We start from the raw sequence: 13,854 nt of genomic DNA on the forward strand, positions 1-13,854 counted from the left end.
CCGGTTTCGCTACACGTTTTCCCAGTTGCCGGAACGGACGCTGCGAGCGATGGCTTCGAGCGTCGCGATCGTGTCGATCGACTCCTGTTCCGTGCTGCCCGTCCAGTGCTCAGGACCCAGCGCAATGGCGCGAGCGAAACTGTCTGCTTCAGCGAGAAAGCCGTTGCCGCCCGCAAGCTTGATCGTTTCGCGGGTCGTCGAGGAAGGTATTCCGCGGCGCAGATGAATTTCGGGCGGTCCGGCATCCGGTGGGCTATTCAGGAAGGTCGTCTCGAGAATGCCGTCCGAGCCGGCGATGAGCGCGTGGCGGTGGTAGGCCGTATTGAAACTGCACGCGATCTGGCCCAGCAGACCGCCAGGAAACTCGAGATTGGCGATCACGGTCAGGTCGACCTTCGTTTCCGACCAACGCGCGATCGCATTGACGCGTGATGGCTTCTCGCCCGCGACCATGCGCAGCATGCTTGTCGCATAGCTGCCTGCATCGAGCAGCGCTCCGCCGCCACGCTCAGGATCGAGCCGGATATTGGCCGGGTCGTTGAATTTCACCCCAAAGCACGCATACACCGTTTGCACGCGTCCGATCGCGCCTTCGTCCAGCAGGCGGCGCAGCGCGAGCGTCTGTTCCTGCGCGCGATAGGGGTAGGCCTCCGCCAGAAAACGGCGGTTGCGCCGGGCAGTCTCGAACATCGCGAGCGTGTCGGCTTTGGAAACCGCAATGGGCTTTTCGCACAGCACGTGCTTCCCGGCATCGAGCGCCTTGATGACCCACTCCGCGTGCAAGGTGTTGGGCAGCGGCACATAGATGGCGTCGACATCGGCATCGTGAATCAGCGCTTCGTACGAACCATGCGCTCGCTGCACGCCAACTTCGCTTGCAAACTGCCGCCCCTTCTCAAGATCGCGGCTCGCAACAGCAACGACATCGACAAGCTCCGACGGTGCGACGCCCGCGATAAACGAGCGGGCGATTTTCGCGGCACCCAGTACGCCAAAACGCAAAGGTTTCATTTTTTCCATTGTCCTAAATAAGCGCCTCGTGACTCGTCGGCCACAAGCGCAGCGCAAAACCGGCGCGACCGCGGCAAATGATCCGGCGAACGTTGTGCACCCCTGTGTGGAGATACTAGGGAGTTGTCGTCGAACTGTCGTATGCCAAGTTTCAGTTGACGTATAACTTTTGGTTAATCGCCCGGCCGGGCTTATGAGGATGAATGCTTGTCAGGCCGCGGCTTGGCGCGGCCTTAATGCGGGTCGGCCCTGCTATCGCCCGAAAAGCCGGGCGATTCCCCCGTCAATATGGGCACGCATAGCGTCTCGCGCGGCAGCTGCATCGCCGGCGTCAATCGCATCGAGAATTTGCTCGTGTTCTCGTAAAACCTCCTGCTTACGAGACACAATGGGGCGGCCAGCGAGATCGCGCACCAGACGGATACTGAAGTTCATCTGTTCAGACAATGCCGCCAGGGTGTGGGCGAAGAAACGATTACCGGTTGATTGCGCGACGGCCATATGGAAAGCGATGTCCTGCTCGATCCCAGACTCTCCAGCAGCGAGCGCCTGACCAAGTCTGAGGTGACTCTTTCTCAGTTTCGCGAATGCAACCCGATCGCCCAACTGTGCCGCACACGCCGCGCACTCGCCCTCGAGGCTCCGCCTGAATTCCAGAAAACTTCGCACATCAGGGATGCTTGCCAAGGTCGAGAAAGACAGTGCCTGCGATACCGTCATCTCGTTACCGACATAGCTGCCCGAGCCCTTTCGCGAATAAATCCTCCCTTCGGCGCGAAGCCTGGCCAGCGCTTGCCGCAGCATCGGTCTCGACACGCCGAAGCGCTCCGCAAGAGTTTGTTCCGCCGGAAGCCGGGTGTCGGGACCAAACTCCGGATCGCTTAATAAGGCGAGGAGTTGGTCGTATGCGTATTCGTCCCGCGTATGAGCCGGAATATGCGGGGAGGTTCGGATCGAGTACATGGCGCCCCCAAACAGGTTTCAAAAGCTGTCAGACAGCATATCCGATATGTTTGACTGCCCGCAACGGCGTGGACAGAATCGACTCACTTCCTCAATCCGTCCGCCCATTGCTATGCCCAATATCACAGCGCTGCGAACCATCCGGCTTCCCGAACGCCCGAAGCTCATCTGGGTTGAAATCGAGACGGAAGACGGCCTGACCGGGCTTGGCGAGACCTTCCGCGGCGCCCAGGCCGTGGAGGCGGTTTTACATGAACAGATCGCTCCGGCGTTGCTCGGACGGCCCGCTCAGAATGTCACGGCGATCTCACACGAACTCCTGAATCCGTACGTTGGTTTCGACAGCAGCGGCGCGGAAGTACGCGCCGCCAGTGCGGTCGACATCGCGCTCTGGGATCTGGCTGGCCAACGCAGTGGTATTCCGCTGTATGTCGCGCTTGGCGGCGCGATGCGCGAGCAGGTGCCCGTCTACAACACCTGCGCCGGGTACGATTTCAACACCTCCCTTGGAGGTCGGCGGGCAATCGTCGCAGATGATCGCAGCAAGGGACCGTACGACGACCAGATCGCCTTTATGCGTGATGCGGGGGTACTCGCAGAGAGCCTGTTGTCCGAGGGTTATTCCGCGATGAAAATCTGGCCCTTCGACGATTTCGCGCAAGGCAATGCACACCACATCAGCCTGTCCGATCTGAAGACGGGTCTTGAACCCTTTCGCAGGATCAGGGCCGCCGTCGGCGACCGCATTGAAATCATGTGCGAACTGCACAGTCTCTGGGGAACTCACGCGGCAACCAGGATTTGCAATGCGCTGGCCGACTATCAGGTCCTGTGGGTAGAGGATCCCATCGCAAAGATGGACAACCTGTCCGCAGTCGCCGATCTACGCCGACAGACACGCGCTCCACTATGCGGCGGCGAAAACCTGGCCGGCGCAAAGCGGTTTCGCGACATGCTCGCAGCCGACGCCGTCGATTTCGTCATGTTGGACCTGACCTGGTGCGGGGGATTGAGCGAAGCCCGCAAGATCGCGGCGCTCGCTGAAACACATGCCCGGCCGTTGGCGCCTCATGACTGCACCGGACCGGTCGCCCTCATGGCAGGCCTCCATCTGGCGCTGCACGCGCCAACGGCAATTTTCCAGGAGGTCGTGCGCGCCTCGCTGGCCACCTGGTATCCACAACTCGTGGATCGATTGCCTGAGATCCGCGATGGTGTCGCACTAGCACCGACAGACCCAGGCCTTGGAACCGCTCTACTCCCCGACGTTCATCGAACTGATGGCGCCGTCATACGCGAAAGCGGAACACCGCGACACAAATCGCGGACCTAGCAGAACACGCATGCAGGCGAGCACCTGAACGGTCATCAGAACCGTTGACGCCAGATCAGTGTCGCCACACGGCGACCGGGCAAACTCTGAGGAGACAAGCAATGTTATCGAGAGTCGCAGTCATTATCTGCGTTACAGCCGTGTACGTTCTCATCGTCGCATTCATTGGCTACAGTGTGCGTCGACATGCATCCAGCAGCAGTGGCTTTACCACGGGCGGCAAGCCTTTCTCGCCAATTCTGATCTCCGCTCTGATGCTGTCGGAGTTCATCGGCAGTTCCGTGAGCATTGGCACCGCTCAGAAAGGGTTCGAGGAAGGCATATCTGCAGCGTGGAATCTGGTCGCGCTCTCCATGGGGTTTCTGCTGCTGGGGCTGCTCCTCGTCGGTCGGTATCGGCGCACGGGCCTCAACACTATTTCCGCGATTCTTGAGCGGACCTACGGCCGCGGGGTTCGGTACGCGGCATCGGCATTGACGATCTTCTCCCTGAACGTCGTAGCAGTTGCGCTGTATGCAAGCGGCGGCGCTGTTCTCGGAGCGGTACTGCATGTCGGACATGGAACAGCGACGATAATCGTCGGTATCGTTGTCATCTTTTTTGTCACCGTGGGTGGCTTTCGTTCGGTTGTTTATACCAACACTTTGAACGCCGTCATCAAATACGTGGGTATCGTGCTCGCCCTCGCATTCGCGTTGGCCGAGTCTGGCGGCTACTCGCATTTGCGTGCGTCGCTACCCGGACGGATGTTCGATATGTCCGGTGTCGGCGTGCCGCAGATCGTTGCCTGGATGATCGCCGGAATCGGGTCGATTTTCGCAACGCAGTATGTCATCCAGGGCGTCGTTACAACCCCCGACGAACGTGGCGCCCGACGCGCCTGCTACTACGTGTCCGGGATGATGATCCCGTTCGGCATCATCGTCGCAATGATCGGGATATGCAGTGCGCTGCTCTATCCCGGGATCAGCTCGATTGACGCTTTTCCCACCGTCATCGCGCACATGCCACCTTTCACAGCGAGCATCGTCGTAATTGGGCTAGCTGGCGCGCTGTTTGGGGGCATTTCTGCCAGCACGATCGCCTCCGGCACGCTTTTACTCCGCGACTTTTATGAGCCATTCTTCAAGCACGATGCCAGTGACGACGGGTCGCTTCGGTTCATTCGCGTCGCCACCGTCGTGATCGGTCTTATCCCATTGGTCCTTGCCCTCTTCGCCAGCAAGATCCTGCTCATTGCTTTTCTCGGTAAGTCATTGCGCGCGACGCTCGCGGTATTGATCCTGCTGTCTTTCTATGCACCGCGCTTCGGCACGCCTCGTGGCGCACTAGTCGGCATCGTCCTGTCCGTTATTGCAACGATTTCGTGGTTCCTCGCCGGCAACCCCTTCGGCGTCGACAGTTCATATTTTGCCCTCGGCATGCCAATCGTTGCGATGGCGGTCAGTCATCTTCTGCGGCCGCGATCACCTGAGACACAGCCAGTCCATGCCGGTCGTCCATAGTCGTCAACACTACTCGCGAACTCAAATGTCCTCACATCAGCAAACACCCGCGGACCGGCCCAACGTCCTGATTGCCGGCCCCCTGCCGCCTGACCTGGTCGCGCGTCTGGACGCCGGATACGAAACGGTAAAGCTCTGGCAGGAGAGCGATCGTAGTGCCTTTCTGGCTCGGCATGGCTCGCGCTTCGATGTTCTCGCGACCAGCGGCGTGTTTGGCGCGGACGCTGCCCTCATGAAACAACTTCCCAATCTGCGGCTCATTGCCAGCTTTGGCGTTGGAACAGATCCGATCGACCTCGCAGAAGCGGGTGCTCGCGGAGTCCAGGTGACCAATACACCGGGGGTGCTAAACCCGTGTGTAGCGGACGCTGCGCTTGGGCTACTCCTCGGTCTCGCTCGACGTATCGTGGTTGCGGATCACGCTGTTCGAGCAGGTGAGTGGACCGCCGGGCGTCGTCAACTCGGGACCAGTTTGAAAGGAAAGGTATGCGGGATCGTGGGTCTCGGGGGAATTGGACGCGAGATCGCCCATCGCGTCAGTGCCTGCGGTATGCACGTCGTGTATCACGGGCCGAGACCCAAGAGTGATTCACCCTATCCATACTACGCATCGCTCGTTGACATGGCACGAGACGCTGACGTGCTGATCCTGTCCTTGCCGGGTGGCACCGCCACTCACCACCTAGTCGATGCAACTGTCTTGCACGCGCTGGGCCCCGCCGGCATGCTCGTCAATGTCGCAAGAGGCTCCGTCGTCGACGAAAGCGCGCTCGTCGAAGCGTTGACGCAGCGAACGCTTGGCGGCGCCGCCCTTGACGTTTTCGAGAATGAGCCGCATGTGCCGCCCGCATTGTTGTCGCTCGACAATGTCGTGCTTACCCCTCATATCGGAAGTGGAACGACCGAGACGCGCGAAGCCATGTCGCAACTCGTACTGGCGAATATTGCAGCGTACGCCGCGGGCCGCCCTGCCGTATCGCCCGTTTGATCCTGGCTCAATGGCCATGTTTTCTGCCCAATCTCGAAGCCGTGCTTGTCAGAGTCCACGTTGCGCAGGTCGATTACCTGTTCTCAGAGCTTTGACCGATCCTCACTACGCTCAACGCCGCAGCGCAGCGCACTTCTAGCCTTTTGAGCGGACTTTGTTGCCTAAGAACGGAAAAACCGCGGTTCGAGCAGACTTCGTTGTGTGCCCATAGCCGAACATTGCAATCCCGCTAGCGGAAAACAGACGTGATTGACGCCGAAAGGGGAAAGCAAATTGAAAACATCACGAAATAGCCCGTCCAGCTTGCCATGTGCAGTTTTATTTGTGCGTCCGCACGCCTATCACCCCCATCGCCAGTAGTGCCTTCGTACATATCGTCAAAATACGATATATGATTCGTGTTGTAGCGATGCAATCGCGAGGGCGCTGACCAGCGCCTTCGCCTGCCTGTTGTTGTTGATGACCCTGAAACCCACCCAATGACGCTCGACATCGACGCGATTCACAAAGCGCTTGCCAATCCGGTTCGCCGGGAGATTCTGAGCAGGCTGCGCGAGCCGTACGCGCATTTCGGCGACCAGGAACTGCCGCTCGATTACGGCGTGTGCGCCGGCAAGATCGACGGGCAGTGCGGCTTATCGCAGTCCACTGTGTCAGCCCACCTGGCGGCTCTGCAGCGCGCGGGACTGGTCACGTCGAAGCGGGTGGGTCAATGGGTATTCTTCAAACGCAACGAAGCCGTCATTCAGGCGTTCCTCGAGCACATCAACACCAAGCTCTAGGCGCCGTTATTCGTATCGCCGCGCTTCTTTCATCAAGCAGTTTTTTCAGGCTTGGGCCGCGCGCCCTCGGCCAAAGGTGAACTCATATGCCGACTCTTTTCGATCCGCTGCAAATTGGCGACATCACGCTGTCGAACCGCATCATCATGGCGCCGCTCACGCGCCAGCGCGCCGAAGAAATCCGCGTGCCGAATGCGCTGATGGCGAAGTACTACGCTGAACGCGCGAGCGCCGGTCTGATCATCAGCGAAGCGACTTCAGTCACGCCGCAAGGCGTGGGTTATGCCGAGACGCCGGGCATCTGGTCGCAGGAGCAGGTCGAAGGCTGGAAACTCGTCACGAGCGCCGTGCATGCCGCCGGCGGCAAGATCTTTCTGCAGTTGTGGCACGTGGGCCGCATTTCCGACCCACTGTTCCTGAACGGTGAACTGCCCGTCGCGCCGAGCGCGATCGCGGCACGAGGCAACGTGAGCCTGGTGCGTCCGGAGCGTCCCTATGTGACGCCGCGCGCCCTGGAACTCGATGAAATCGCCAGCGTGATCGAAGCCTTCCGCAAAGGCGCGGAATACGCCAAGGCAGCCGGTTTCGACGGCGTCGAAGTGCACGGCGCCAACGGCTATCTGCTCGACCAGTTCCTGCAGGACAGCACCAACCAGCGTACCGACGCCTACGGCGGCCCGATCGAAAACCGCGCGCGTCTGCTGCTCGACGTCACCGACGCATGTATCGACGTGTGGGGCGCGAACCGTGTCGGCGTGCACCTCGCACCGCGCCGCGACGCGCACGCTATGGGTGATTCCGATCCGGCCGGCACGTTCGGCTATGTGGCCCGCGAACTCGGCAAGCGCAAGATCGCGTTCATCGCCGCACGTGAAGCGCTGGGTGACGACCGTCTCGGCCCGCAATTGAAGAAAGCCTTTGGCGGCCCGTACATCGCGAACGAAAAGTTCACTAAGGAAACCGCGCAGCAGGTGCTCGACGCAGGTGAAGCGGACGCGGTGGCGTGGGGGCAACTGTTCATCGCGAATCCGGATCTGGTGCGCCGCTTCGCTACGAATGCGCCGTTGAACAAGCCGAACCCGGCGACGTACTACGCACGCGGTGAAACCGGCTACGTCGACTATCCGGCGCTGGAAACCGTGGAATAAGGCTTGAAACAGGCGGGAAAAAGGCGAAGCTATGCGGAGCGTTGGCGGAGGTTAAGCGGCTGAATCGACAAGCAGCCAATGCATGGCAGTGCGCCGAAAAACGCGCGGTGGGTGTGACTCGAACGATATGTTCCAGTCATACCCGCCGCGTTTTTTATGCCTCTATGCCAGCAGCGGACACATCACCCTTCACGCAAAATCACGCCGCATGAACACCCGTTTCGATTCGTCGAGTCCCCGCGCGATATGCGCGTCGCGCCGCGCGATCAACGCCGCGTCGAGTTCGGCCTCTTCGATATCGCGAAACCCGAGTCGCCGATAGTACGGCGCATTCCATGGCACCTCGCGAAACGTCGACAGAATCAGTTGCGTGAGTCGTTGCGCGCATGCAATTTGCGCGACCTGCTCGATCAACGCCGCGCCGATGCGCTGCCCCGCGTACGAGGTGAGCACATCGAGTTCCTGCACGTAGATGCGCGTGGGCTGCGGCTCGAACATCACGAAGCCGGCGCACGTTGCATCGGCAGCCACGGCAACGATGATTTCGCGCGCCGCGATCTTGCGCTCGACGATTTCCAGATCCATCGGCGGCGCGTCGGCGATACCCGCCATATCGACGCTGAGGAAGCGCTGCCCCGCTTCGAATTCGATCGTGCGGATTGCGTTCGCATCGTGTTGTTCGGCAAGGCGGAAGGTAATACCGGTAGCGTGTTGCATGGGCGTTCTGGCAGGTTCGTGCTGATGGTTATTCTCGACGACACGCCCCGATATTGACATCACCTCCGAGAAATAGACAAGTCAGCGCGCCGCCGCGGGACTAAACTCCTGAAGATCCAAATTTCCCTTCGACCCAAGATGGATCTGATGCATGTGCTGCAGGTCGCCCTGCACTTCGACCAGCACCTGAGCGGCCTGATCGTGCAATATGGCACCGCCGTCTACGCGATGCTGTTTCTCGTCGTGTTCGTCGAGATCGGTTTCCTGCCGCTATTCTTCTTGCCCGGCGATCCGCTGATTTTCATTTGCGGCGGTCTCGCGGCCACCGGCGCGCTGAACGTCTGGCTCGTGATCCCGGTGCTGTTCGCCGCGACGGTGGCCGGCAGCATCGTCGACTACGCGATCGGGCGGGCAATCGGTGAAAAAGTCTATACCGCCGACTATCGCTGGCTCGACAAGAACGCGCTGCGCAAGGCGCACGCGTTTTACGAAGCGCGCGGCGGACTGACCTTCCTCCTGTCGCCGTTCATCGCCGTGGTGCGCACCTTCGCGCCGTTCGTCGCGGGCGTTTCGCGCATGACGTTCGCGCGTTTCGTGTCGTTCGTCACCGCGGGCGCGGCGCTGTGGATCGTGTCGCTGGTGGCGGCCGGCTATCTGTTCGGCAATGTGCCGCTGGTGCGCGATCACATGAGTTCGATCGTGCTGCTAGGCGTCGCGCTCGGCGTCGGCTCGCTGCTCGTGAGCGCCGTGTGGCGCTTCGTCAACCGGCGGCTGCGCGCGCACTGAAGTTCGTGGAGACCGTCATGACGCTGTCTGCCTTGCTCGTTTTCGCCCTCGCGCTGATCGTCGCGGCCGGTACGCCGGGACCAAGTATCGCCGCATTGGTCGCGCGCGTGCTGACCAACGGCTTTCGCGACGTATTGCCCTTTCTCGCCGCCATGTGGATCGGCGAGGCGCTTTGGCTCACCTGCGCGGTGGCGGGATTGGCGGTGATCGCGCGCAGCTTCGGCATGGTGTTCGTGGTGCTCAAATTCATCGGCGTGGCGTATCTGCTGTTTCTCGCCTGGAAGATGTGGCGCGCGCCGGCCGACGTGCAAGGCAGCGAGTTGCCGAGCGGTCAGTCGCCGTGGCGCATGTTCGTGGCGGGTCTGCTCGTCACGCTCGGCAATCCGAAGATCATGATGTTCTACCTCGCGCTGTTGCCGACCATCATCGACCTGTCGCGCATCGGCACCGTCGCGTGGTTCGAACTCACGCTCACCATGCTGATCGTGCTGATGGCCGTCGACTTCGGCTGGGCGCTGCTCGCCACGCGTGCGCGCAAGCTGCTCACCACCCGGCGCGCCGTGAAGATCGCCAACCGCGCGAGCGCGACGATGATGGCGGGCGTCGCGGCCGCGATCGCCACGCGCTGAGGCTTCCCCGTCGCGGCGACGCCCTCGCGCTCAGTCAGCCGGCCCGGACGCCTGCACCGCGGTTCGTAGCGAAGCCAGCAACGCCCGCCACCATTCGCCGTGCCGCAGCAGAAACACGCGATCGGGGAAATGGTGACGCGCCACATGCTCCTGCGGCACGGCATCCCAGCCACGATGCTCGACGGTCACCCGCGTTTCGTCGCCCACCGCTTCGAAACGCACTTCGACATGCGTGTGCTGCGCGTCGCTGAAACTGGCCTGACGCCAGCCGAAGGCAAGGCGCTCGCCGGGCTCCCAAGCCGTAACGCGGCCAATCTCGAAGACGCTGCCGTCCGCCTGCGTCTCGACCAGGCGGCCTTGGCCGCCCGCTTGTTCAGCCGGTTCGAACGACAACACGCCGGCGCTTTGCGGCGTGAACTGAAACAGCTGATTGGGCCGCCACCATGCGCCGATCTCGCGCGTAAAAACGTCGAACGCGCGTTGCGGCGAGGCGGCCACGCGCAACGACACCTGCACGCGCGAGCTCATCCCTGTGCCTCCAGATGCGCTTTGAACGACAGCAATTGCCCGGCCCACATGGCCTCGGTCTGTTCGAGCCACGCCTTCAACTCGCTCATCGGCGTCGAGCGCAACACATAAAGCCGCACGCGCGCGTCGACGCCGTCATGCGATTCCTCGATCAACTGACTCGAACGCAGCACACGCAAGTGCCGGCTCATCGCTTGAGGCGACAAGCCGGTGGCTTGCGCGAGTTCGCCGGCGCGCATCGGCTGACGGCTGAGCAGATCGACCACGTGACGCCGGTTCGGATCGGCTAGCGCGGCCAATGTGCGGTCGAGCGAGGCGCTGGCAGGCAGGGCCATGCGTTACACCCATCCTTCGATCTTCAGGCCGCTGACGCGCTCGGCTTCCTCGCGCGACACGGTGCGAACCGTCTGGCCGAAGCTCCACACGTGCCCTTCCGGATCGCGGACGGCGTAGACACGGTCGCCGTAAAACTGATCCTCCGGTTCGCGCGTAACCACCGCGCCCGCGGCGCGCGCCCGGGCGCAATGCTCGTCGATGCCGTTACGCAATTGCACGTGCACCGACTGCGTGTTCTTGCCGCCGATCGACGCCGGGCTGGCCGCGTTTTCCGACCATTCGCGGCAGACCATCAGGTAGCTGTCGCCGAAACGCATTTCCGAGTGGCCCAACTGGCCGTCGTTGTCCGTGATGACCATCTGGCGCTCGAAACCGAACGCCCGTTCGAGCCAGTCGAGCGCGGCAAACGGGTCTTTGTAGTACACCGCGGATCCCAATGAAGGACGCTGAAGCGGCTCGCTCATGATTGTCTCCTTTTGTAAACCTGATGGTTAATATTTAACACTATAGTTAAACAAATCACGAAAGCAAGGACGACATGAATGGCTCCCTCACCTTGACCTCAGCCAGATACGAAGGTAACCTTCGTAGGTAACCTTCACATTTGTCATGGCATGAGCAAGAACGATCTACCGGCCGATACCGAAGCCCTGCACGCCATGGCGGAAGATTTACGCGTGCTGGTCGGCAAACTGCGCCGCCGCTTGCGTGAAGAATCGCATCTGGGCGATTTCACCCTTTCGCAGGTGCAGGTCCTCGGCTTGCTGGAGCGAGAAGGTCCGGCAACGGTCACCGCGCTCGCGCGTGCTCACGGCATGCGTCCGCAATCCATGGGCGAGACGCTTTCGGTTCTGAAAGCCGCCGGGCTCGTTAGCGGCGCGCCCGATCCGAACGACGGGCGGCAAACGGTCCTCTCCCTCACACCCGCCTTTCGCAAGAAAATCAAGGCAAGCCGGGCGGCGCGCGAAGACTGGTTGTTCCGCACCATCCAGACGCGTTTCTCGGCGGCCGAGCAACGACAACTCGCTACCGGCGTCGACTTACTCAAACGCCTCATCGACTCGTAACTCTCAGGAGCCACTCATGGCACTCACCACGCTCGACGCAAAAACCGCACTGATCGTCATCGATTTGCAGCAAGGCATTGTCGCGCTGCCCACCGCGCATCCCACCGGCGAAGTCGTCAAGCGCTCGGCTGTCGTCGCCGACGCGTTTCGCCGCCACGGCCTGCCCGTGGTGCTCGTCAACGTGACCGGCGGCGCGCCGGGCCGCGCGGAACAGGCGCGCCACGCCGGCGACTTCCCCGCCGGCTTCGCGGACCTCGTGCCCGAGATCAACGCGCAGCCGTCGGATCATCGGGTCACCAAGCGCACCTGGGGCGCGTTCACGAACACCGATCTCGAAGCGTATCTGCGCGAGCAAGGCGTCACGCAAGTGGTGCTGGTGGGCGTGGCGACGAGCATCGGTGTCGAATCCACCGCGCGCTACGCAAACGAACTCGGCTTTAACGTCACGCTCGTCGTCGACGCCATGACCGACCTCAATGCGGACGCTCACACCAACAGCATCACGCGCATCTTCCCGCGTCTCGGCGAAACCGGCACGACGCAGGAGCTTCTCGATCTGCTCGAACGCTCGCGCGCATGATGTCGAGTTCGAACGCACCGCGCAGCCCGCGCGCCGGCCTAAGCCCGCATAGGAAAACAGTCCGGTGAAAGGCACCTTCCGTTCGCTGCGCAATTTCAATTACCGGGTCTGGGCGAGCGGCGCGATCGTCTCCAACATCGGTACGTGGATGCAGCGCACGGCGCAGGACTGGCTCGTCCTCACGGAACTCACGCGTCACAATGCGACCTCCGTGGGGATCGTCATGTCGCTGCAGTTCGGTCCGCAATTGCTGCTGTTGCCGCTCACCGGTTATGCGGCCGATCACTTCGACCGCCGCAAGCTGCTGTTCGCGACCCAGGCGGCCATGGGGACTTGCGCACTGGGTCTCGGCATTCTCACCGTTACCGGGCTCGTGCAGTTGTGGCACGTCTATGTGTTCGCGGGACTGCTCGGCTGCGTCACCGCGTTCGACTCGCCGGTGCGCCAGACCTTCGTGTCCGACCTCGTCGGCGAAGACGATCTGTCGAACGCCGTCGGACTGAATTCCACTTCGTTCAACATGGCGCGCATGATCGGGCCCGCGGTCGCCGGATTGCTGATCGCCTCGGTCGGCACCGGCTGGGTGTTTCTCATCAACGCGCTCTCTTTCGTCGCGGTGCTCGGTTCGCTGCGCATGCTGCGGCTGCACGAACTGCATCTGAAACCGCACGCGGTGCGCTCGCGCGGCAGTTTCGTGGAAGGTTTCAAATATGTCTGGAAGCGCCCTGATCTGAAGACCGCGCTGTTAATGCTGTTCCTGATCGGCACGTTCGGCCTGAACTTCCCGATCTTCATTTCGACGATGTCGGTCACCGCGTTCCATGCGGGCGCCAGCGAATACGGCGTGCTGAGTTCGACCATGGCGATCGGCTCCGTGACCGGCGCGCTGCTCGCCGCGCGCCGGGCAAAACCGCGCATGGCGCTGCTGCTCAGCGCGGCGGCCATGTTCGGGGTGGGCTGTACGATAGCTTCGCTGATGCCGAGCACCGTGTTATTCGGCCTGACACTCATCGCGATCGGTGTCTCGACGCAGACCTTCACGACCTCCACCAACAGTCTCGTACAAGTCACCACCGAGCCTGCCATGCGCGGCCGGGTGATCGCGATTCTGCTGGCTATTTTAATGGGCGGTACGCCGCTCGGCGCGCCGGTCGTCGGCTGGGTCGCGGACCGTTTCGGCCCGCGCTGGGCGCTCGGGGTAGGCGCGGCTTCGGGATTCGCGGGGGCGGTCGTCGGTTTGCTTTATTTCGTGAAGTACCGCCAGTTGCGCGTGTATATCGAAGCGGGACGTCTGCGCTACAGCGTCGACGATCCGCGTCAGGCGCCCGCTTATGTCAGCCCCGCTGTGGCGGTGCAAAACGCTGTGTTGAGCGAAGCGGAAGAAGATTCGTCTTCAGGAGTTTAAAGGGCCGTCGCCGCGCTTTGATACGAAAAAGCCGCACCTGAATTTTCAGGCGCGGCTTTTTCTCATTTCAACTATC

16 protein-coding genes are annotated in these 13,854 nt (G+C 61.7%); 10 read left to right on the forward strand and 6 right to left on the reverse strand.

Annotation, left to right across the window (positions count from 1 at the left end; translation table 11 throughout):
* Positions 1–9 precede the first annotated feature (9 nt).
* Together HF916_RS23145 and HF916_RS23150 are read right to left on the reverse strand one after the other, a co-directional pair.
* On the reverse strand, positions 10–1,011 hold the full coding sequence (locus tag HF916_RS23145; RefSeq protein WP_240975475.1) for a Gfo/Idh/MocA family protein: 1,002 nt from the start codon (positions 1,009–1,011) through the stop codon (positions 10–12).
* A gap of 252 nt (positions 1,012–1,263) precedes the next feature.
* Complete coding sequence (locus HF916_RS23150) at positions 1,264–1,974, reverse strand: FadR/GntR family transcriptional regulator (RefSeq protein WP_168791125.1); 711 nt, start codon at positions 1,972–1,974, stop codon at positions 1,264–1,266.
* Between the two features lie 112 nt (positions 1,975–2,086).
* Here HF916_RS23150 and HF916_RS23155 point away from each other — a divergent pair, with 112 nt between their 5' ends.
* The 5 genes from HF916_RS23155 (at position 2,087) to HF916_RS23175 (ending at position 7,730) form a co-directional block, all read left to right on the forward strand.
* Positions 2,087–3,307 (forward strand): mandelate racemase/muconate lactonizing enzyme family protein, encoded by a 1,221-nt coding sequence (locus HF916_RS23155; RefSeq protein WP_168791126.1) that lies wholly within the window; start codon positions 2,087–2,089, stop codon positions 3,305–3,307.
* Positions 3,308–3,408: 101 nt separating this feature from the next.
* Entirely contained in the window at positions 3,409–4,812 is a 1,404-nt protein-coding gene (locus tag HF916_RS23160; protein ID WP_168791127.1) for a sodium:solute symporter family protein, read from the forward strand.
* A 25-nt stretch (positions 4,813–4,837) separates the two neighbouring features.
* Entirely contained in the window at positions 4,838–5,800 is a 963-nt protein-coding gene (locus HF916_RS23165) for a 2-hydroxyacid dehydrogenase (RefSeq protein WP_168791128.1), read from the forward strand.
* A 479-nt stretch (positions 5,801–6,279) separates the two neighbouring features.
* Entirely contained in the window at positions 6,280–6,582 is a 303-nt protein-coding gene (locus HF916_RS23170; protein WP_168791129.1) for an ArsR/SmtB family transcription factor, read from the forward strand.
* 86 nt (positions 6,583–6,668) lie between these two features.
* A complete protein-coding gene (locus HF916_RS23175) occupies positions 6,669–7,730 on the forward strand; it encodes an alkene reductase (protein WP_168791130.1) in 1,062 nt (353 codons plus the stop codon).
* 189 nt (positions 7,731–7,919) lie between these two features.
* Here HF916_RS23175 and HF916_RS23180 read toward each other — a convergent pair whose 3' ends face one another.
* A complete protein-coding gene (locus tag HF916_RS23180; RefSeq protein WP_168791131.1) occupies positions 7,920–8,447 on the reverse strand; it encodes a GNAT family N-acetyltransferase in 528 nt (175 codons plus the stop codon).
* A gap of 138 nt (positions 8,448–8,585) precedes the next feature.
* Between HF916_RS23180 and HF916_RS23185 the strand changes: the two genes are divergently transcribed.
* Together HF916_RS23185 and HF916_RS23190 are read left to right on the forward strand one after the other, a co-directional pair.
* On the forward strand, positions 8,586–9,233 hold the full coding sequence (locus HF916_RS23185; protein WP_168791132.1) for a VTT domain-containing protein: 648 nt from the start codon (positions 8,586–8,588) through the stop codon (positions 9,231–9,233).
* Positions 9,234–9,250: 17 nt separating this feature from the next.
* A complete protein-coding gene (locus HF916_RS23190; protein WP_168791133.1) occupies positions 9,251–9,862 on the forward strand; it encodes a LysE family translocator in 612 nt (203 codons plus the stop codon).
* A gap of 30 nt (positions 9,863–9,892) precedes the next feature.
* Here HF916_RS23190 and HF916_RS23195 read toward each other — a convergent pair whose 3' ends face one another.
* Genes HF916_RS23195 through HF916_RS23205 form a run of 3 tightly spaced genes read right to left on the reverse strand, consistent with a single transcriptional unit; the run spans position 9,893 to position 11,190 of the window.
* Entirely contained in the window at positions 9,893–10,390 is a 498-nt protein-coding gene (locus tag HF916_RS23195) for an SRPBCC family protein (RefSeq protein ID WP_168791134.1), read from the reverse strand.
* Entirely contained in the window at positions 10,387–10,725 is a 339-nt protein-coding gene (locus tag HF916_RS23200) for an ArsR/SmtB family transcription factor (RefSeq protein ID WP_168791135.1), read from the reverse strand. Before HF916_RS23200 ends, HF916_RS23195 begins: the two co-directional genes overlap by 4 nt.
* A gap of 3 nt (positions 10,726–10,728) precedes the next feature.
* On the reverse strand, positions 10,729–11,190 hold the full coding sequence (locus HF916_RS23205; protein ID WP_168791136.1) for a VOC family protein: 462 nt from the start codon (positions 11,188–11,190) through the stop codon (positions 10,729–10,731).
* 150 nt (positions 11,191–11,340) lie between these two features.
* On the opposite strand from HF916_RS23205, the gene HF916_RS23210 reads away from it, so the two are divergent.
* The 3 genes from HF916_RS23210 to HF916_RS23220 all read left to right on the forward strand — a co-directional run bounded on the left by HF916_RS23210 (position 11,341) and on the right by HF916_RS23220 (position 13,778).
* Complete coding sequence (locus tag HF916_RS23210; RefSeq protein ID WP_168791137.1) at positions 11,341–11,793, forward strand: MarR family winged helix-turn-helix transcriptional regulator; 453 nt, start codon at positions 11,341–11,343, stop codon at positions 11,791–11,793.
* A gap of 16 nt (positions 11,794–11,809) precedes the next feature.
* Positions 11,810–12,373 carry an isochorismatase family protein gene (locus HF916_RS23215; protein WP_168791138.1) on the forward strand — a complete coding sequence of 188 codons (564 nt, stop codon included), beginning with the start codon at positions 11,810–11,812 and terminating at the stop codon, positions 12,371–12,373.
* Between the two features lie 64 nt (positions 12,374–12,437).
* Positions 12,438–13,778, forward strand: coding sequence for an MFS transporter (locus HF916_RS23220; protein WP_168791139.1), 1,341 nt, complete (start codon positions 12,438–12,440; stop codon positions 13,776–13,778).
* Positions 13,779–13,854: the final 76 nt, after the last annotated feature.

The organism is Paraburkholderia aromaticivorans (genome assembly GCF_012689525.1).
Taxonomy (GTDB): Bacteria; Pseudomonadota; Gammaproteobacteria; order Burkholderiales; family Burkholderiaceae; genus Paraburkholderia; species Paraburkholderia aromaticivorans_A.

Coding starts and splice junctions, on each gene's coding strand:
- HF916_RS23195 (WP_168791134.1), bottom strand. CDS start 10,390: ATGAGCTCGCGCGTGCAGGTGTCGTTGCGCGTGGCCGCCTCGCCGCAA.
- HF916_RS23190 (WP_168791133.1), top strand. CDS start 9,251: ATGACGCTGTCTGCCTTGCTCGTTTTCGCCCTCGCGCTGATCGTCGCG.
- HF916_RS23165 (WP_168791128.1), top strand. CDS start 4,838: ATGTCCTCACATCAGCAAACACCCGCGGACCGGCCCAACGTCCTGATT.
- HF916_RS23180 (WP_168791131.1), bottom strand. CDS start 8,447: ATGCAACACGCTACCGGTATTACCTTCCGCCTTGCCGAACAACACGAT.
- HF916_RS23210 (WP_168791137.1), top strand. CDS start 11,341: ATGAGCAAGAACGATCTACCGGCCGATACCGAAGCCCTGCACGCCATG.
- HF916_RS23160 (WP_168791127.1), top strand. CDS start 3,409: ATGTTATCGAGAGTCGCAGTCATTATCTGCGTTACAGCCGTGTACGTT.
- HF916_RS23185 (WP_168791132.1), top strand. CDS start 8,586: ATGGATCTGATGCATGTGCTGCAGGTCGCCCTGCACTTCGACCAGCAC.
- HF916_RS23150 (WP_168791125.1), bottom strand. CDS start 1,974: ATGTACTCGATCCGAACCTCCCCGCATATTCCGGCTCATACGCGGGAC.
- HF916_RS23175 (WP_168791130.1), top strand. CDS start 6,669: ATGCCGACTCTTTTCGATCCGCTGCAAATTGGCGACATCACGCTGTCG.
- HF916_RS23215 (WP_168791138.1), top strand. CDS start 11,810: ATGGCACTCACCACGCTCGACGCAAAAACCGCACTGATCGTCATCGAT.
- HF916_RS23205 (WP_168791136.1), bottom strand. CDS start 11,190: ATGAGCGAGCCGCTTCAGCGTCCTTCATTGGGATCCGCGGTGTACTAC.
- HF916_RS23170 (WP_168791129.1), top strand. CDS start 6,280: ATGACGCTCGACATCGACGCGATTCACAAAGCGCTTGCCAATCCGGTT.
- HF916_RS23155 (WP_168791126.1), top strand. CDS start 2,087: ATGCCCAATATCACAGCGCTGCGAACCATCCGGCTTCCCGAACGCCCG.
- HF916_RS23145 (WP_240975475.1), bottom strand. CDS start 1,011: ATGAAACCTTTGCGTTTTGGCGTACTGGGTGCCGCGAAAATCGCCCGC.
- HF916_RS23200 (WP_168791135.1), bottom strand. CDS start 10,725: ATGGCCCTGCCTGCCAGCGCCTCGCTCGACCGCACATTGGCCGCGCTA.